The organism is Acetobacterium bakii, from assembly GCF_001263355.1.
In the GTDB taxonomy this organism is placed as follows: Bacteria; Bacillota; Clostridia; order Eubacteriales; family Eubacteriaceae; genus Acetobacterium; species Acetobacterium bakii.
In genome coordinates this window covers 57,832-77,055 of the sequence record NZ_LGYO01000006.1, presented here as the reverse complement: position 1 = coordinate 77,055, position 19,224 = coordinate 57,832, and the positions used below count along the sequence as shown (strand labels likewise).

The 19,224-nt window shown below is 42.2% G+C and carries 20 protein-coding genes and 1 pseudogene; 9 read left to right on the top strand and 12 right to left on the bottom strand.

Annotation, left to right across the window (positions count from 1 at the left end):
* Window positions 1-6: 6 nt before the first annotated feature.
* The 6 genes from mraY to mraZ form a co-directional block, all read right to left on the bottom strand.
* Window positions 7-981, bottom strand: coding sequence for a phospho-N-acetylmuramoyl-pentapeptide-transferase (mraY, locus tag AKG39_RS02135; RefSeq protein WP_050738710.1), 975 nt, complete (start codon window positions 979-981; stop codon window positions 7-9).
* A complete protein-coding gene (locus AKG39_RS02130; protein ID WP_050738709.1) occupies window positions 981-2,354 on the bottom strand; it encodes a UDP-N-acetylmuramoyl-tripeptide--D-alanyl-D-alanine ligase in 1,374 nt (457 codons plus the stop codon). The genes mraY and AKG39_RS02130 overlap by 1 nt, the downstream gene beginning before the upstream one ends.
* 242 nt (window positions 2,355-2,596) lie before the next feature.
* A complete protein-coding gene (locus tag AKG39_RS02125) occupies window positions 2,597-5,005 on the bottom strand; it encodes a penicillin-binding protein (protein WP_083439374.1) in 2,409 nt (802 codons plus the stop codon).
* 52 nt (window positions 5,006-5,057) lie between these two features.
* Complete coding sequence (locus AKG39_RS02120) at window positions 5,058-5,441, bottom strand: hypothetical protein (RefSeq protein ID WP_050738708.1); 384 nt, start codon at window positions 5,439-5,441, stop codon at window positions 5,058-5,060.
* Window positions 5,442-5,452: 11 nt separating this feature from the next.
* Entirely contained in the window at window positions 5,453-6,418 is a 966-nt protein-coding gene (gene rsmH, locus AKG39_RS02115; protein ID WP_050738707.1) for a 16S rRNA (cytosine(1402)-N(4))-methyltransferase RsmH, read from the bottom strand.
* Window positions 6,418-6,849, bottom strand: coding sequence for a division/cell wall cluster transcriptional repressor MraZ (mraZ, locus tag AKG39_RS02110; protein ID WP_050738706.1), 432 nt, complete (start codon window positions 6,847-6,849; stop codon window positions 6,418-6,420). Before mraZ ends, rsmH begins: the two co-directional genes overlap by 1 nt.
* Before the next feature lie 274 nt (window positions 6,850-7,123).
* Here mraZ and AKG39_RS02105 point away from each other — a divergent pair, with 274 nt between their 5' ends.
* From AKG39_RS02105 to AKG39_RS02090, 5 genes are all read left to right on the top strand, one after another.
* A complete protein-coding gene (locus AKG39_RS02105; RefSeq protein WP_050738705.1) occupies window positions 7,124-7,393 on the top strand; it encodes an ACT domain-containing protein in 270 nt (89 codons plus the stop codon).
* An 8-nt stretch (window positions 7,394-7,401) separates the two neighbouring features.
* Entirely contained in the window at window positions 7,402-8,760 is a 1,359-nt protein-coding gene (locus tag AKG39_RS02100) for a PFL family protein (protein WP_050738704.1), read from the top strand.
* Window positions 8,761-8,962: 202 nt separating this feature from the next.
* Window positions 8,963-9,403, top strand: coding sequence for an FmdE family protein (locus tag AKG39_RS02095; protein ID WP_050738703.1), 441 nt, complete (start codon window positions 8,963-8,965; stop codon window positions 9,401-9,403).
* 118 nt (window positions 9,404-9,521) lie between these two features.
* Window positions 9,522-9,662, top strand: a complete 141-nt coding sequence (locus tag AKG39_RS19950) for a hypothetical protein (protein ID WP_160316134.1) — start codon at window positions 9,522-9,524, stop codon at window positions 9,660-9,662.
* Window positions 9,663-9,690: 28 nt separating this feature from the next.
* Entirely contained in the window at window positions 9,691-10,776 is a 1,086-nt protein-coding gene (locus tag AKG39_RS02090; RefSeq protein ID WP_050738702.1) for a putative NPN-dependent ornithine cyclodeaminase, read from the top strand.
* Between the two features lie 142 nt (window positions 10,777-10,918).
* On the opposite strand, the gene AKG39_RS02085 is transcribed toward AKG39_RS02090, so the two are convergent.
* The 4 genes from AKG39_RS02085 to AKG39_RS02070 form a co-directional block, all read right to left on the bottom strand.
* On the bottom strand, window positions 10,919-11,860 hold the full coding sequence (locus AKG39_RS02085) for a DUF7973 family transport facilitator (RefSeq protein WP_050738701.1): 942 nt from the start codon (window positions 11,858-11,860) through the stop codon (window positions 10,919-10,921).
* A gap of 327 nt (window positions 11,861-12,187) precedes the next feature.
* The gene (locus AKG39_RS02080; protein WP_083439373.1) at window positions 12,188-13,435 is read right to left on the bottom strand and encodes a PucR family transcriptional regulator; all 1,248 of its coding nucleotides are present in this window, start codon (window positions 13,433-13,435) and stop codon (window positions 12,188-12,190) included.
* A 36-nt stretch (window positions 13,436-13,471) separates the two neighbouring features.
* Complete coding sequence (locus AKG39_RS02075; protein ID WP_050738699.1) at window positions 13,472-14,194, bottom strand: NAD-dependent protein deacylase; 723 nt, start codon at window positions 14,192-14,194, stop codon at window positions 13,472-13,474.
* Between the two features lie 25 nt (window positions 14,195-14,219).
* Entirely contained in the window at window positions 14,220-14,834 is a 615-nt protein-coding gene (locus AKG39_RS02070) for a dienelactone hydrolase family protein (RefSeq protein ID WP_050738698.1), read from the bottom strand.
* A 317-nt stretch (window positions 14,835-15,151) separates the two neighbouring features.
* Between AKG39_RS02070 and AKG39_RS02065 the strand changes: the two genes are divergently transcribed.
* The 4 genes from AKG39_RS02065 to AKG39_RS02050 all read left to right on the top strand — a co-directional run bounded on the left by AKG39_RS02065 (window position 15,152) and on the right by AKG39_RS02050 (window position 18,106).
* A complete protein-coding gene (locus tag AKG39_RS02065) occupies window positions 15,152-15,586 on the top strand; it encodes a LytTR family DNA-binding domain-containing protein (RefSeq protein ID WP_050738697.1) in 435 nt (144 codons plus the stop codon).
* A 42-nt stretch (window positions 15,587-15,628) separates the two neighbouring features.
* Complete coding sequence (locus tag AKG39_RS02060; protein ID WP_050738696.1) at window positions 15,629-16,042, top strand: hypothetical protein; 414 nt, start codon at window positions 15,629-15,631, stop codon at window positions 16,040-16,042.
* A 305-nt stretch (window positions 16,043-16,347) separates the two neighbouring features.
* A complete protein-coding gene (locus AKG39_RS02055) occupies window positions 16,348-17,262 on the top strand; it encodes an ABC transporter ATP-binding protein (protein WP_050738695.1) in 915 nt (304 codons plus the stop codon).
* A complete protein-coding gene (locus AKG39_RS02050; RefSeq protein WP_050738694.1) occupies window positions 17,255-18,106 on the top strand; it encodes an ABC transporter permease in 852 nt (283 codons plus the stop codon). The genes AKG39_RS02055 and AKG39_RS02050 overlap by 8 nt, the downstream gene beginning before the upstream one ends.
* Window positions 18,107-18,312: 206 nt before the next feature.
* Here the strand turns inward: AKG39_RS02050 and AKG39_RS02045 are convergent, their stop codons facing one another.
* Both AKG39_RS02045 and AKG39_RS19660 read right to left on the bottom strand, forming a co-directional pair.
* Window positions 18,313-18,723: a GlcG/HbpS family heme-binding protein gene (locus tag AKG39_RS02045; protein ID WP_050738693.1), complete on the bottom strand. Its 411-nt coding sequence runs from the start codon at window positions 18,721-18,723 to the stop codon at window positions 18,313-18,315.
* 313 nt (window positions 18,724-19,036) lie between these two features.
* Window positions 19,037-19,129, bottom strand: a pseudogene (locus tag AKG39_RS19660) (aquaporin family protein); the annotation flags it as partial.
* Window positions 19,130-19,224: the final 95 nt, after the last annotated feature.

The window sequence follows — 19,224 nt, the reverse complement described above, 5'->3', positions numbered from 1 at the left end:
ACTCTCCTAAACTAAACAAATAAATGCAATGGTAACAAAAATAGCAGTTACAACCCAAAAGACCGTCACAACACGGGTTTCGCTCCAACCGGCTAATTCATAATGGTGATGGATCGGTGCCATTTTGAAAAAGCGCTTGCCCTTGGTTGCTTTAAAATAGCCCACTTGAATGACCACCGATAAAGCCTCAATGACAAAGAGACCTCCGGCAATGAGCAAAAATATCTGGAGCCGGGTAAGAATAGCCATGACCACAACCGCTCCGCCCAGGGCCATAGAACCGGTATCTCCCATGAAAATTGCCGCGGGGTTTGAATTGTGTCTCAAAAATCCTAAACAGGCACCGATCACGCCGCCAATAAAAACAGTTGTGGCAGCTTCCGGCAACATTAACGAGCCAACAAAAAAGAAAACTGATACAATTGCCGTCACTCCCGCAGCTAAACCGTCGAGACCATCCGTCAGATTGACCGCATTGACAATGGCAACAATGGCAATAAAGGTAAAGGGCACATACCAGAACCCGAAATCAACGGTCTGACTCATAAAGGGAACCACCAGTTCCGACCCGATGGTGGGACTGTAATAAGCATAAAGGGCAATGGCCAGTGCCCCAGCAAATTGGAGCACCAACTTTTGCCAAGCCCGTAAACCCAGGTTGTGTTTTTTGGCAACTTTTATGTAATCATCGATAAACCCAATCACTCCAAAAAAAACCATTACCAGCACCGGGAAAAAGTTAAAACTTCCGATGACCAGCGATAATATAATCACCGCCACCAAAATCCCCAGCTGAATAACCAAACCGCCCATGGTTGGGGTTCCGGATTTCTCAAGATGACTCTTGGGGCCTTCTTCACGGATGGATTGTCCGAATTTGAGTCGTTTTAACATCGGTATAAAATGAGGGGTTATCAAATGGACCACTGCAAAAGCAATTAATAAACTAATCATTCCCGCTTTTAAGGTTGTTATTTCCATTATTTTTCCCCTTTGATGTAATCAATTGTTTTTTCCAGGCCCATTCCCCGGGAAGCTTTAATTAGAATAATATCTCCGGTCGTCATAATTGAAGCAATGCACTGTCCTGCAGCCGCTGCATCCGCTACATGATACACCAGCCCCGCTTCCGAGCCGTAGCCCCGGCAGATTTCTGCACCCAGAGGACCGACCCCGATGAGAACATCGGCTCTGGTCCTGGCGTATTCACCGGTTTTAAAGTGTGCCGCCGGGCCGTGATCGCCCATTTCCAGCATATCTCCAAGAATTGCAATGGAACGTTTATAGTCGGTTTTCATGGTACTTAAAACATCCAATGCACCCTTCATTGCGTCGGGATTGGCATTATAGGAATCATTTATAACCTTCATTTCTCCTACATAAAAAATATTCATTCGATTCTGACTGGGAACAAAGGCAGTCAAACCCTTTTGAATTTCCATCTGAGTCATATGATAATAATGTCCCAGCCAAATAGCGACCATGCAATTATAAAGATTGTGCTCCCCGGGATAGTTGAAAACATAACTTTCCTGTTGTCCTTCCCAGTTCACAGTCATATTCAGTCCCCGGCTGTGGGAGTCGTAATCCAAAACCTTAAGGTTATGTTTACCATGAATACCAAAGGTTTTTACTTTAAAATTATGCGCTTCATCCCTTAATTTTACCAAAAACGGATCATCCCCATTAACGAGTGCGATATTTTCATTGCCCAGGGTCTGAAGAATTTCTTTTTTAGCCAGAAAAATATTTTCCTGGGTTTTCAGGGTTTCAATATGAGCTAACCCGATATTTGTAATAACACCGATCTCCGGGTCAACTTCGTGAATTGATTTGGTAATATCACCTGTATGATCCATGCCCATTTCAATGACTGCAATTTCATGCTCTGGATTTAGATGAAACAGTGTTTGCGGAATCCCATATTCATTATTGAAATTTCCCTGGGTTTTCAAAGTATTATATTTTTGTGAAAGCACCGCGGCGACCAAATCCTTGGTGGTTGTTTTTCCGCTGCTTCCGGTTATGGCAATAACCGATACTTCATACCGATGCCGATGAAAGGCTGCCAATGTTTTCATCGCTTCCAATGTGGATGTTACAAAAATAACCGTCATATCTGCGGGAAACGCCTCATGGCGCTCCTGGGTGAGCGTAACTAATCCGCCGTTTTCACAAGCTTTAACAATAAAAACATGTCCATTGTTATTTTCCCCCACAATGGGTATATACAAATCACCAGGCCTTACTATTCGGCTGTCAATGGCAACACCGGTAATTTCCAGATCTGTTTTCCCCTGGAGTAGTTCTCCCCGGGTAATCTCTAGAATTTCATCAATTGTAATACTTTCCATAGATTAATCTTACCTGATCTTTCTGATAATATTTTAGGTACTTCTTTCTATATAAAAAGACCATGATATTATATCAAACTTTGCAAATAAAGAAAAGCAAGGATTTACACTTGCTTACTTTTCTTGACAAACCCGTCCTGAGGACAATGGTAAATCGTTGTTACGATTGTCCCCAGGACTTACTTCTCTGCTTTGTTGATCGTCTGAAGCAGGATTTATACTTGCTTTTCTTTTTTTATTCATTATGGGGCAAAGGTGACAGTGATGTCACTGCCCTTTTCCACAACGGTGGATGGTGCAGGAATTTGACTTGTGGCAAAACCATTGCCGACCATTTGAAGATTTAATCCCAGACCGGATAAAATTTCGTTGGCGCTTTGAATGGAAAGACCCTTGACATCAGGTACAATCACAGTACCGGTTGTTTCGCTGGCAGGTGCCCCCAGTGTTAAAACCAACTCGGTATTCACATCATAAATCGAACCGACAGGGATGCTTTGGCTTTGTACAACATCGCCACCCTGGCCAAGATCAAAACTGTAGCGAATGCCCTTTTCATCGAGAATGCTGGCTGCAAAATCTTTTTGCTGCCCTAGGAGGTCGGGAATCGTAATTGCCCCTTTTTGTATCTCCTGGGAATTTGCGTCGGTAAGCTCGGCATCCGCTGAGCTGTAATTCAAAGCCTGTTTCATTAGGCTTATGGCTGTTGGTGCCGCACTGGTACTTCCGTAAGCACCGACGGCGGGTTCATCCAAAACTACCAGAATCGAATATTTAGGATCTTCGATTGGTGCAAAGCAATAAAAAGATGTAACATATTTACTGCTCGAGTACGCACCATCAATGAATTTTTCAGCTGTTCCTGTTTTACCGCCAATACTGTACCCTTCGGAAAGAGAAGACATTTCACTGTCGTATCCCACAACCTTACGCATGATTTCGCGGGTTGCCAGAGATGTTTCTTTTGAGATAATCTGTTTTAATGACTCCGTTTCTTTTCCCTTGGTGGCATTGGAAATAATGGTTGGATTAACGTAATAACCATTATTTACTACACAGTTGAGCGCCGAAATCATCTGAATAGGAGTTGTTGCCAAACCTTGTCCAAAGGAAAAGGTTGCATAATCCACTTCATTGATGCTGCCGTTTTCGGTTGGCAGTCGGTTGATAATTCCAGACTCTTCACCATCTAATTCAATACCGGTTCGTGCACCTAACCCAAAATTATAAACATACTGATAAAAAACATCGGGGTCCATGGCTTCAATGATCTGAACCAGCCCAGGATTACAGGAGTGGGCTATAGCATCCGAAACGGTTTCGGCTCCATGGGGTCCGGTGGCACAGTTAATGACAGCATCACCTACTTGAATGGATCCGGAACAATAAACAATAGTCTCCGGCGTCACCACACCCTCTTCAAGGGCGGCTGACCCGGTGAGGGCTTTAAAGGTTGAACCCGGTTCGTAAATAAAGCTTACGGCCGGATTTTTATACATTTCTGCTAATTGTTCTTCTGTTGTCTTTCCCTGTAAATCGGCTGCATGGGTTTGTAAAAAGGCCGCATCAAGGGTGAATGGATCATTCAGGTTGTAATCCGGCTTTGATGTCATGGCCAGAATATCGCCTGTTTTTGCATCCATAATAATAGCCGTAACGCTTTTCGTTTTCCATTGAGCGGCGGCCTGAGCCACAGCATTTTCCGCCATTAACTGGATATTGCTATCAATGGTTAAGACAATATCTTCACCCTGGGTTGGTTCTTTGAGTATTTTTGTTTGAGATGGAATCTGATTGCCGTTGGCATCTTTTTGAAAATAAACAACCCCATCATCTCCCTTAAGAATGTCATCATAAGTGGACTCAACCCCATAAAGCCCGGTATAATCAAGACCGGTAAAACCAAGAATATAGGAAGCAAAATTACCATTGGTATAATAGCGACGGTAGTCATCTAATATTTCGATGCCATTGTAACTATCAACCTCTCCGTTTTCATCGAGAATCTTCTCGGATTCTTTAATTTCCTGGGCCAGAGTATTGTCCACTTTTCCTTTAATCAGAACCGGTTGGCCTTCCTTTTGGGTGGCTTTATCGTATAGATCTTCATAGGCAGTTTCCAAATCTGCTGCCAGCGCTTTGGCAACCCCATCAGGGTCGGTAATTAGGATGGGTTCAAAATAAAGGTTGCTGTCATCAATGGTTACTCCAGGAAAATTGTGACTGAGAATGGTTTTGGCTTTATCCCCACTGATCCCCGTCTTAACTTCCACAATATCATTTTCTAAAACAGTAATCTGATTTTTTACATCTTCAGGCTTTAAACTCAATCGCGTCGCCAATGTATTGATTAATTTTTCCGGGTTCTCCACTTCAAAAGGAATCACATTGATCGCTGATGCAGAGGAATCCTTAGCCAAAACATTGTTATTCCGATCATAGATATCCCCACGTGATGCTTTAATAGGAACTTCCTCAACCAATTGGTCAACCTGTCTTGCATATTTCCCGGTGGAACCAACAATCTGTACAAAAAACAATCTTCCAATAATAATAATTAAGCACACCGAAAGGAGGACCATTGCAGAAAGAATTTTTTTCTGTTTATTTCCGGGTCCCAGCTCTCGTTGTGCTCTGATTTTTCTATTCACATTTTTTCTCCAAATATTAATTCATGCCAGGCAACACTTTGCCTTCATTCTATTAAAATAAATTTTCCAGCCAACCGTTGAATTTTGGTGTCTCTGTGGTTGATGATGGCTCACTGCTTTTAACCGTTGATTCCCGGCGATATTGCTCCTGAACCGGTTCTTTCATCCCGTAACCTCTGGCCAGGGCTTCAATGGCTTGTAAGTTCATGTTTGTAACGAGCTGACCTTCTTTACTGTCATTGACTTGAATTGCTTCATCAAGGGTCTTCTGAAGGCTTCGTATTTCATTGTTCTTTTCATTGATTGATGAATGCTGAAATAAAAGTCCTGCCATAACACCAAAGGTGATAATACTTATTATCACAAGGTATGAGGTTGCTGTCATCTGTTTTTTTTTCGGTTGGTTCCTTCGTCTTCTTTGGCTTGTACTCGCCATAGGACTCTCCTTTATAGAACTTCTTGTCCTGTATCCAGCTTTTCGATGATCCGAAGCTTGGCGCTTCGAGAACGGCGATTATCTTCCAGCTCATCGCCTCCCGGCAAAATCGGTTTTCTGGAAATAATTTTAAGCTCTGGTTCTTTTCCACAAACGCATTGAGGGAAGCCCGGCGGACAGGTACAAGGATTAGCGCGTTCTTTAAAGAAGTGTTTTACCACCCGATCTTCCAGTGAATGAAATGTGATCACACACATTCGTCCTCCCGGTTTAAGTGCTTTAAGTCCCTGGGAAAGAGAATCCTCAAGAATCCTCAGTTCGCCATTAACCTCCAGACGAATTGCCTGAAAGGTTTTTCGGGAAGGATGTTTTTCTTTATAGCGTTCCTTGGGGGGATAGGCGTTTTTTATTATTTCGCTTAATTCCAAGGTGGTTACAATACGTTTTATTTCCCTTGCTCGCACAATGGATTTAACAATTTGACTTGCAAATTTTTCTTCTCCATAAATAAATAATATCTTTTTCAAGTCTCCCGGATGATAATCATTCACAACGGTTTCAGCTGTCAAATCAGCAGACTGGTTCATTCGCATGTCCAGAGGGCCATCGTGGTGATAGGAAAAGCCTCGGGTATCGTCGTCCAGTTGAAATGACGAAACCCCGAGGTCATATAGAATACCATTGATTTCAGAGAGATGGAGGCTCTCTAAAACCTTAGTTAAACTGGCAAAATTACTTTTCACAAAATAACGTCGGCATGTATAATCTGCTAATCGTTTCTTTGCAAATTCCAAGGCAAAATCATCTTGATCAATACCGACTAAAACTCCGGCATCATCAAGGGCTTCGCAAATCCATTGGGAATGTCCGCCACCACCAAGGGTGCAGTCCACATAAACTCCCTGGGAATTAATCTTAAGTCCCTCAATGGATTCCTGTAATAAAACAGTGTTATGAGAAAAAGTTTGAGGTTTCATTAAATACCCAGCATGGCCATGTTGTTGGCAATGTCCTCATAGTTAAGATCCTCAGAATCATTATAGCTGGCCCACAACTGACTATCCCAGATTTCAAGTCGGTTTGATACCCCAATAATGGTTACTTCTTTTGATATTTTTGCATATTTTCTAAGGGATGCCGGAATACTTGCCCGGCCTTGTCGGTCCAACTCACAATCAGCTGCTCCGGCAAAGAAAAATCGGGTAAAAGCTCGTGCATCTTTATCAGAGATCGGTAGAGTTTTTAATTTACCTTCGAAATTTGCCCATTCTTCCATGGAAAAAACAAAAAGGCAACAGTCCAGTCCTTTTGTTAAAACGAACTGTCCGCCAAGACATTCTCTGAATTTTGAAGGAATGATCAATCTTCCTTTATCATCTATATTATGTTCATATTCTCCAAAAAACATCCGAATCTCCCCTCTGCTTACTTAGCTCTTCCATTCTGTTCCACATTATACCACACTCCACCACCCTTCACAAGTTCTACAACCCTGACTTAAGAAAAACTACGTATTTATTTTGTAAAATTAAACATCTTTTGTATCCATCTTACAACAGAAAACTTAAAAGTATATTTTAAAAACATCAATGGCGTTCCTCCCTAAATTCTACTTTTATCTTGTGGTTGTCTGAGTTTTGGTTTACACTAATAAAATAATGAAAATTTAAGGAGTTATTAAAATGAGAGCAGTAGTCACGGTTATTGGAAAAGACCGCACCGGAATAATTTATAATGTGTCAAAAATTTTGGCAGAGAACGATGTCAATATTGAAGATATCAGTCAAACAGTCATGCATGATTTTTTCACCATGATCATGTTGGTTGATCTTAAACAAATGACCGTCGATTTTAGTGAATTAAAAGCATCTCTTGAAGCCATCGGAGAAACTATTGGTATGTCCATTCGCATTCAGCATGAAGATCTTTTCAATGCGATGCACACCATCTGAGGCTGATTATGGCAATGTTTAAAGACGTCCTAGAGACGGTAAGAATGATCGAAAAAGAACGCCTGGACATCCGCACCATCACCATGGGGATTTCCTTGCTCGATTGCATTGATTCATCCGGTAAAAAAAGCCGCCAGAAAATTTATGATAAAATCACCCGACTGGCTGAAAACCTGGTCAAAGAAGGCGAGCGCATTGAAAACGAACTGGGCATTCCCATCGTCAACAAACGCATTTCCGTCACCCCTATTGCACTTATTGCCGGCAGCAGCGCAGATTTAAATTATGTGGAATATGCCAAAACCCTTGATGCCGCAGCCGCTGCAGTTGGTGTAAACTTCATCGGTGGTTTCTCAGCCCTTGTTCCCAAAGGCTTTGCCAAAGGTGATCGGATTCTGATTGACTCCATCCCTGAAGCACTGGCAACCACCAACAATGTGTGCTCATCCGTTAACCTGGCTTCCTCAAAAGCGGGTATTAATATGGATGCCGTTAAACGCATTGGCGAAATCATCAAAGAAACCGCCTACCTCACCCGGGATGCGGATTCCATCGGCTGTGCCAAATTTGTTGCCTTTTCCAATGCGGTTGAAGACAATCCCTTTATGGCCGGTGCTTTTCATGGCGTCGGTGAAGGTGAATCCGTACTTAACGTCGGTGTCAGCGGTCCCGGTGTTGTAAAACGCGCCCTCGAAAAGGCTCAGGATGCATCTTTCGGCGAAATGGCTGAAATCATTAAGAAAACTGCCTTTAAGATTACCCGGGCTGGTCATCTGGTGGGTACCACTGTGGCAAAGCGTCTGAATGTACCATTCGGTATTTTGGACCTGTCCCTTGCGCCTACTCCGGAAATCGGCGACAGTGTCGCCCGGATCCTGGAAGAAATGGGTCTTGAACACTGCGGCACCCATGGCACCACCGCAGCTCTGGCAATGCTCAACGATGCTGTTAAAAAAGGCGGCATCATGGCTTCTACCTCGGTGGGTGGTTTCAGTGGAGCATTTATTCCGGTAAGTGAAGACGAAGGCATGATTGAAGCCGTAAAATGCGGTGCCCTTACCTTTGATAAACTGGAAGCCATGACCAGCGTCTGCTCGGTGGGCATCGATATGGTCGCCATTCCCGGGGACACGCCAGCATCGACTATTTCAGGAATTCTGGCCGATGAAGCCGCCATTGGTATGATCAACAATAAAACCACCGGTGTCCGACTCATTCCCGTCTATGGTAAAACCGTTGGCGAAATGGCAGAATTTGGCGGACTTCTTGGTCGCGCCCCCATCATGGCAGTAAACCAGAACGATTGTTCTGTTTTCGTTAACCGCGGCGGACAAATGCCCGCGCCCATTCACAGTTTCAAAAACTAATTAATTTCAGACCATTAAAATAGCAGTCCTGGAGACAATCGTAACATCAGTTGTCGGCATCATAGTAAACAGGCCACAGCCTGAATAATCATACAGCAGACAACATTTCCCCCGGACGATTTTTACCACAGCCTCAAACTTGCTTTTTAAGCGAGAGGTTGTGGTATATTTTTTAAATCTTCAAAATCAGAGGAGAAGTAAAATGGATAAACAATTATGGAATAAATGTGTTGAATTTCACGGACATCACTGTCCCGGATTAGCCATTGGGGTCCGGGCTTCTCTGGAAGCCATCAAAGCCCTGCCCATTAATTTTGCGGAGAATGAAGAAATCGTCTGTGTTTCGGAAAATGAATCCTGCAGCGTAGACGGCGTCCGCGTGGTTCTTGGCTGCACCGGACAAAAGGGTAATCTTTTATTTATTAAGAACGAAAAACAGGCCTTTTCCGTTTTTAACCGCACCACCGGAGCAAGCATCCGTTTGATTTTAAAAGAGCTGCCAGAGATGGAACGAGACGAAATGGAAGCCTTCCTGCTCAACGAACCCGACCCATCCAAAATTTTTGATTTCGAAAAACCCCATTTCGAGCTCCCTGAAAAGCAGAACTTTCCACAAGCTCAGCGTCCAGCCAAAAAAGCATAGTAAGTCCCGGGGACAATTTTAATGCTAAACCCAGAGCGTCTGAACAGGCCCTCTTAAACCTTAACCCAAAAAGGAATAGTAAGTCCCAGGGACAATCGTAACATCAGTTGTCGGCATCATGACGAACAGGCCTTTAGCCTGTCCGATCATGCAGCCGACAACGATTTACCATTGTCCCTGGGACGATTTTGATGCTAAACCCAGAGCGCCTGGAAAGGCCCTCTTTTTTTATGAAAAAATCATTTCCAGTGTGCTATAATGAATAAAACGATATTTAATGAGGTGCCATGATGTTTCAATTACCGGACTATGATTACCCTGATTTTAATGAGGATTATTTCCAAAATGCTCCCAATCTTCGCACGCTTCCAGCGCCATTAGATGGGGTCGTTCCTGAAAATTTTTATGCCACCACCATTTTCCCTGAATTTTTTAAAATTCACGGACGATGGCGGTTGATCTGTGAAAGCCGGATGGACTGTGTGGTTGTCATAAGCGATGATATTCCCAAAGCTGTGGAATTTAGAAATGTGAAAAAAGGGGATGCCGTGGTTGTCGGCCGTCATGAAGATGGGGGCAACGGGGTTTATGTTGATCATTTTGCTTTTAAATCTAAAGATAGGAAAGGCGATAATTTTTCCTTCAGAACTTCGAATTCCCGTGAAACCTCGTGTTCCAGGGATTATGATCATTTATACCGGCTACTGGAATATGAACGGGAACACGGCAGCATTTTATGGGTTCTTGGCCCGGCGGTGACCTTTGATCAGGATTCCCGCAACGCCATGACAAAGCTGATTAATCTGGGCTATGTGGACGCGCTCTTCGCCGGAAATGCCCTGGCGACCCATGATCTGGAGTCCCACTTTTTTAATACCGCTTTAGGCCAGGATATTTATTCCAAGGAAAATATCTCGTTGGGCCATTATCACCACATCGAAACCATTAATCGGGCCCGACGTTGTGGCTCGCTGGAAAATTTAATCGACGTCTATAAAATTGAAGACGGCATTGTAAACGCCTGTATTAAAAATAAAATCCCTTTGGTACTGGCAGGCTCCATCCGTGATGATGGTCCCCTGCCCGGTGTTCATGCTGATGTTTACGAAGCCCAGGACGCCCTTCGGATCCATACGAAAAAGGCCACCACGGTGATCTGTCTAGCCACCCAGCTACATACCATTGCCACCGGCAATATGACCCCTTCCTATCAGGTGGTTGATGGGGTGGTTCGGCCGGTTTACTTTTATACCGTTGATATTTCTGAATTTGTTGTGAATAAACTCAGAGACCGCGGCAGCCTCAACTCCGAAGCCTTTATTACCAACATTCAGGATTTCATGGTAAATCTCCAGCGCAATTTATCAACTTGATGATCAGCATTATCACAATATAGCCTATTAAAAAAGCATCCTGACAGAGTCTCAACTGTCCGGATGCTTTTTCTTTACCTGCCCAAAGTCAGATACAAAAAAACCCCCATAAAAATGGGGGAAAACCACTCGAAATAAATAACTACATGATTGATGGGAAAATAACAGCCAGAAGTGAAAAATTAATTAACTGTACAACCGAAATGGTAAAGGCAGGTGGGTCAATGTGGCTGTCTGCATGGCTGTTGAATGTTAATAATACGAATTCTCCAAACAATGCCGCTAAAAGGCCTGTGATGGCACCACCGAGGATGGCTGCTACCGGGTTTAATGTTCCGGCATAGATAATAATAGCTGTGGAAGCTGCTGGCAGGAAAATGTGATGGCATGCGTAGAATGGCAAGCCCATGCAAGCAAAAATTAGTCCAAAGGCCGAAATACCAAAGGCAAAACCACCCATTTGAGAGAAAATATAAGCCGCTTCTGCAGAACCTGCGACGGCCATATTGCCAAATGCGGCAACAACCCCACCAACAAGAATACCAAATCCTGCGCCTGCCACCAATGTAAAGGTCAGGTCAGATCCCTGGGGTAAATAGTGGCGTTTCACGCCTTCTGGGGTTTTTCCGGTTAAACCGGATTTTGTGAAAATCAGGCGAACTAAAATTGCTGAAATCAAAACACTGAACGCTACGGTGTCGGTCCAGCCGGCGAATCCAAAAATATTAACGCCAATCAGTTGGCCCAGAACAAAATTCAGAACGTAACCAATCATCCCAAAAATACCGCCGACAATTAAAACCGAACCGTCTTTCAAACCGGCAAGCGGAGTAACAATATCTGCACCCACCTCTAATTTACCTATTTTTTTAGCATAACCGGCCGCGGCAACTGCGCCGGCAAAGGCAATGGCCGGGGAAAACATTGACCCAAAGCTCACAATGCCAATAGCTGGGGCGCCAAAATCACCGGCAAGAATTGCGGCAATAACTGTTAAACCGGTAAAAATAAATGATGGCACACCACCAATAGCGGCTGCAAATAATCCGCCTCCAAAGGCTGCAATTAATAATGTTATGTCCATATTCCTTCTCCTTGAAAATATTATTATAAACATCCAAAATACATCGAGTGGTGAACCGTAAATGTTTACATGCCTAGTTTATCAAGAAGAATATCATATTTCTATGGGCGTTATCACTAAATAAAATATATCTTTTGTGCATTGTTCACAAATAAATTAGAAAAAAAAAGAGCTCAAGGCTCTTGATAAAAGGGATCAATTATGGGACCTAATCACAAGACCAAAGGGATAAATTTTCCCTCATTTACTAGAATAAACCATTCTATATTTGAAAAAATCGGCTCCTATTGATAAAATATCGATCAAAACCTGTGCTTTTTGCACAACTTACTGGTCTTCTCCCTGATATTCCAGAATTCGAAAGGAATAGGCCAAATCAAACAGCGTTTTTTGTGAATTAAGCTCCAATCCGGTTAGCACCTTTATTCTTTCAATGCGGTAACTCAGGGTATTGCGATGAATATGCAGGATCTGGCAGCTTTCCTTATAATTACAACTATAATCAATAAAAATTTTCAACGTAAGGCACAATTCCGATTGATGCTTCGTATCGTAGTCCTTTAACACACTCAGACTTTTGTGAATAAAATTATTCAAGTTATGAATCCCAGGTTTTCCCACAGATTCAAGGAGATGGAAAAACTTATAATCTTCATATGAGAATGAAAGCTGATTTGGATTTTTTTTTACGCCAATTCGCAGTGCAGCTCCTGCCTGAAAATAGTATTGCTGAAAATTCTCTATTTCCTGAAAAAAATAACTGATCCCAATTTTCAGATGGTGTTTTAACAGAAAATCATTCAAATGTGTATCGATTTTGAACGCTGCAGTCTTTTCCTGATCAACGCAAAGCACAACCATTTGATTTCCATAAAAAACAACATGTGATTTCGGGAAAATAAAGTATAAATCATCACGAAGCGAATCTTTGAGTACTTCCTGGTATTGATTGGCATCACTTTGTTCTGCCACAAGAACACAATGATTGCTGCTTATGTTAAGCTCCGATTCAAGAATCCAGGTTTTAAAATCCAGATTCTCCTTATCCCGACCCTGAATCAGATCAATTAAAATCGCTTCATTCAAATGGCCTCGAATATACTTATAGGTCGGAATTTTGAGAATAATTTCTGTCAACACTTCATTGGCCAGCAATAAAAGATCCGAATGGCGTTCATCGAAATCATCACCTTCAGAAAACAGCACCAATGCCCCGGCATAGTTACCGCGTATAATTAAAGGTGACACCAGCACAAGTCCTGAATTTTCCATTTTCACAGCATAAGGCGTGCGTTCTGTCGGAAAGTGCTTGATTTCTTTGATGTTTATTATTTCAAAGATAAATTCATGGCTGCAAAACCCCATTGAAATAGCCTGGATCCAGGAAGGATCTTTGATTTCTTCAATTCGTTCCATTCCTCGGATACCAAAATTAATATCGATAAAAATCACTGGTTTTTCGACAATGCTGCTAATGGTTTCAACCACTTGTTCAACGGTGTGTTTTTCAAGCAAGAGTTCCAGCAATCTGTTTTTCTCTTTATATTGTCTTTCGCTATTGTTATTTTTATGCATTTGTTATTTTTATTTCTGAACAACACAATCTGCACGTCACAATTCCAAACCTCCCAGAACTTCACCGATACTATCATTAATGACAAGATCTGCTTGTTTATCCATAGGCGTTGACGTTTTGTTGATGAGCACCAGCTTGTTGCCCCGGTAGTAGTCAATCAGTCCGGCTGCGGGATAAACCCCCAGGGATGTGCCGCCGATAATCAGCATGTCTGCCCCGGCAATGGCCTTGACGGATTGCTCAACGGTTTGGTTGTCCAGGCCTTCGCCGTAAAGAACCACATCCGGTTTAAGCATCCCGCCGCAGGTACATTTTGGTATGGGTGCGCCTTCCACGATTGCGGTAACCCCATAATACTGATGGCATTTCAGGCAATAATTGCGGTGAACTGAGCCATGGAGCTCCAATACATTTTTGCTTCCTGCCAGTTGGTGAAGTCCGTCGATGTTTTGGGTAATCACCGCCTTAAGCTTTCCTATATTTTCCAGCTCCGCCAGTTTTTTATGTGCCTTATTGGGCTTTGCTTCTAAAAACAGCATTTTATTTCTGTAAAAATCATAAAACTCTTCAGTGTTTTCCATGAAAAACCGATGCGAAAGAATGGTTTCCGGCGGGTATTTATAGGTTTGACTATATAAACCATCCACGCTCCGAAAATCTGGAATACCACTTTCGGTTGACACGCCTGCCCCACCAAAAAAAACAATATTTTCAGAGTTCTTTACCATTTCCTGTATTTTTTTTAATTTCATACTCATTTTTTCCTCTTTTCTGTTGCTTACATCAATGATTGATATCCTCTAAAAACCATTCTACCATATCCAGGGCTTTTTTACCTGACTCAACATGGAAATGCCCGGCATAGGGATCTGCGAAACCATGTTGGCCTGGCATCACTGCCACTTTGATATTCTCTTTCAGTTCAAGCTGTGGCAGCATTGTGTTGATATCAAAGGATTTTTCCTCTGCCGCAAACAATAACAGACAGGGGCAACCGGGATTCACCTCAAGGTAATCCCGAATTCTTGATCCGTAATAACCAATCATTCCCTTACAAGCGGGGTTATCCGTAAGCCGCCAGGCAATGGTCGCTCCCACACTTGATCCAAAAACAATAATTGATTGATATTTACCTTGTAATTTTTCCATAAAAACTGCCACTTCATGGTACCGATCAAAACCTATTTTTGTTCTGAAATTGACGTAGGCGGCGGCTTCTTCGGAATAAGCAAAGATCCTATCGCGGCGAATTAAATTTAAACAGTATGCATCATAACCCTGATTATTGAAAAACGCCGCCATATTTTTTACATAGTCATTAATTCCGTATATTTCAGGTATTATTATAACCGCTCTATTAGCTTTCACCTTTTTTATGAACATATCTTCTAGCCCCATTATTATGCCGCCACACCGATGGTATCGAATACCAATGCCAGTGTTATTGCCACAATCGCTAAAATCAAAGTACCATTCATTGTAACCTCCAATTGGCAAATAAACTAACCACACTTGAATTATCACACTCATATCCCCGGATAATTCTTTTTGGATATTTAAGAAACCTATTTTTATTTATCATACATTTTTAAAAGCACTTTGTAAATTAAATCATTTTTTTACTTCTCCAAATTTAACAAAACACCTCTCAGCTATTGCACAAAAGTATCATTTACTGATAGAATTATCCCGTTAGTGGTGAAAGGAGTCTGCATTTGAAGTTATTAATTGAACAATCCTTAAATTGTAATGAAACTGAAATTAAGATAACCTGTGGTTTAATGGACGATCGCTTAAAACGGCTCATTGAAGAAATCCGTCTTTATTCATTTTCCATTGCTGCAAAAAAAGATGGCACAACCATCAATGTTCCTCTGGAAGAAATATATTACTTCGATTCTACGGACAATCAGACCTTTTTGTACATGGATAATCAAGTTTATCCATGTAATAAGAAACTCTATGAACTGGAAGTTCATCTTGCGGATACCACCTTTATGCGCATCAGTAAAAACTGTATTTTAAATACCTCGGTGGTTGGTTCAGTTCGCACCCAATTCAGCGGACGGTTGGAAGCAACCTTGAAAAATGGGGAGAAGTTGCTTGTTTCCAAGCACTACCTTAAAGATTTTCGCGATAAATTCGAATAGCAATTGAGATTTATTTTATAAATTTGATAACCGGAGGATGAAATGATAAAAAAAATACTGATTATTACATGCAGCAGCTTTACTGCAATTGTTCTGTTTTTTATTCTGTTTTCTAAATTGGGTGTCATCATACCCTTTTCTGAAGATATTGCGCTGCAGTTATTTGTTATGTGCCTTATTATTGCCATACTGCTAATTATTGTCGAGCTCATTGAAGTGCGTCTTGATGTGTCATCGATTTTTGCGGATGCTTTGGCCCGGGTACTGACCTGCTATTTTGTTGTCTTTATTGTGGGTTCTCTGTTTGGCATGTTTCCCTTTTCCTGGATTTCATTTGCCTATATCACCCCGGTTTTACTTCCCGGGTTTATTGTTACCTATGCCATCTCCTATACTACCTGCATTGAGCATTCCCACGCCATCAACGCAAGCATTAAACGCAATCAAAAAAACTAATCTCTGTTTCGCCTTCCACTAACCAGCACACTAAATCTGACAAACCCGTCCTGGGGACAATGGTAAATCGTTGTCGGCTGCAAGATCGTACAGGCTGTCGCCTGTTCGCCTTGATGCCGACAACTGATGTTACGATTGTTCCCAGGACTTACTTTTTATTTAGCTTCAATCTCAGCCGTCGGATTCCGCCGGCTTTTTATTTACCCATTTTGTCATTTCACCAGCCCTATTTGTCACCTTACCGCAGCGGCTATTGAAAAGAAAAAAAAGGCTGATATGATAAGGCAAATGAAAGGGGTAACAACATGCAAAATATAATTACCGTTAAAAATTTAAAAAAGACCTTCGGCGGTTTGAAGGCCGTCAAAGGCATCGACTTCTATGTGGAACCAGGAAAGCTCTTCGCTTTTTTAGGTCCCAATGGCGCCGGCAAATCAACCACCATTGATATTTTATGTACGCTGCTGAAACCGGACAGCGGTGAAATTAAAATTGATGGTCATATGCTCGGGAAAGAGGATGATGCCATCCGCAATACCATCGGCGTGGTTTTTCAGGACAGCGTCCTTGATCCTCTTCTAACCGTCCGGGAAAACCTAACCACCCGGGCCCGGTTTTATAAAATGGACAAACACCGTCTCAAAGAAGCTGTTGAAAAAGCTGCGGCCACCGCGGATGTCATCGCTTTTATGGATCGGCCCTATGGGATGTTATCCGGCGGTCAGCGGCGCAGAGCCGATATTGCCCGAGCCCTGGTCAACACCCCTAAAATTCTGTTTTTGGATGAACCTACAACCGGCCTTGATCCCAAAACCAAAGAGAGCCTCTGGCAAACCGTCTATGAGCTCCAGAAGAAAACCGGGATGACCATTTTTCTCACCACCCATTATATGGAAGAAGCCGCCACCGCGGATTTTATCATCATCATCAATCAGGGACAGATTGTTGCCAAGGGAACCCCCTACAACTTAAAAGAGCAATACAGTTCGGACACCATGCGCTTTAAACCAAAAAACTTTGATGCCGTTAAAGCGATTCTGGATGGGGAGCAATTAAATTATAAAGAAAAAAACGGCTTGATCATTGCGGATATTGCCGAAACCATGTCCTCCATTTCCATTCTGGAACGAGCTAAACCGTTTTTGGAAAGCTTTGAAGTAATTCACGGGTCCATGGAGGATGTGTTTTTAAACATTACAGGAGGAGAATACGATGCTTAATCTTGCCCAGCGTAATTTAAAAATCTTTTTTCGCCAGAAAAGCGCGGTTTTCTTTTCGCTTTTAGGGGTATTTGTTATTATCGGTTTGTATGTGGTTTTTCTCGGGGATGTCTGGGCGGAGAATTTTAAAGATCTGCCGGAAATCAATGCCCTGATGAATAATTGGATCATGGCCGGGATTATTTCCGTAACCGCCATTACCACCACCATGGGGGCCTTCGGTATTATGGTGGAAGATAAGGTGCAGAAAAATAGCAAGGATTTCTATGCCTCCCCCATTAAGCGCAGCAAAATCGTTGGCGGCTATGTTTTAAGTGCTTACTTAATCGGCCTTCTGATGAGTATCCTGGCCTTTATTCTGGGCGAAGCCTATATTGTTTTCAGCGGCGGCGAGTTACTACCGGTATTGGCCATGCTCAAGGTAATCGGTATTATTCTGCTTTCTGTGATGATGTCCAGTTCTTTAGTATTTTTTATTGTCAGCTTTTTTTCCAGCACCAGTGCCTTTACCACTGCCAGCACCATCATCGGAACCCTGGTTGGCTTTCTCACCGGGATTTATCTTCCCATTGGTTCCCTCCCTGATGGTGTTCAATGGGCCATTAAACTCTTTCCGGTTTCCCACGCCGGGGCGTTAGTCCGCCAGGTAATGATGGAAAATCCCATGGCCACAAGCTTTGCCGGCATACCGGACTCCTATATCACTGATTTCCAAAGCATGATGGGCGTTACCTACACATACGGAACCTTCACTGCAACCACCACAACGCATATCCTGGTTCTGGTCGGCACCACGATTTTATTTCTAGGCCTGGCCCTATTTAATGTATCCAGAAAGCACTGAATCTCAATGTTATTTATTCGCTCAATCAGCAGAAAACGGTTCAAAAGACTTCTGCTGATTGACTTTTTCTCAATTTTTAGAAAAATTACACACAAATTTGGACTTGACGTCTTTCTAAGCTTAAATCAAACTCTGCTATAGTTTTTTTATAAAATATTAACTTTCAAGGATACTCACACAAGTTCCTTTTAATTTTTTTCTATAATTTATTTTAAAGCTTCCAGCCCAGCCTTGGCAACCGACATATCTTCATCAACACTTCCGCCACTGACACCAATACCGCCAATGATTTTATCCCCTTCATAAATTGGGAATCCACCACCGAAAACAACCATTTTACCGTTGTCACAAGTAGTGAGTCCGAAAAGCTGACCGGCTTCTTTAGCAAGATCAGCCGCTGTATCTGTGCTCATCTTTAATGCAACTGCTGTGTAGGCCTTATTTGTGGCAATGCTAATGCTGGCTAATAAAGAATCTTCCATACGATTTAATAATACCTGGTTTCCTGCGTTATCACAAACTGTTATAACCATCGGCACGTTAATTTCGATTGCCTTTAAAGCCGCAGCTTCTGCCATTTTTTTTGCCATATCCAATAATTTACCGGTTGTAGTCATTTGTTTTTCCTCCATTTTTTTAGAATTTCCAAGTTTCCTCTAAATCAAGTCCAAATTTTTGTGTAATGCTTTTAAAACTATTCAACAGCACCATCGCAAGCAGTAATCGTGTTGTAATCTGTTAGCATGGTGCTTATAATCAGTCGATCTGTGGCCGGTTCATCCACAATCAATATCTTTGTACTCATCATTTCCCCCGGACACTCTTTTTTGTTGAATATTTGATTTTCATTTTATCACATCTGCTCCTACCTTTCCTCATTTATTTGATCCAATTCAATAAAAACAAGCCCAATCAATCCACTGGAATTTCTTTTGTTTTGCCAAGTACGACATTTGCCACCACGCCATCACCTAGAATAACAAGAATCATTGTCCCGAATATTTCAGAAATAGTCATAGCCATATCAGACATCTTTTATTCCCCCTTTTAAATATTATTTCTTTTGCGACGCTATTTATTATATAGCCTGTTAAATTCTTTATAAATAATCCCTGAAA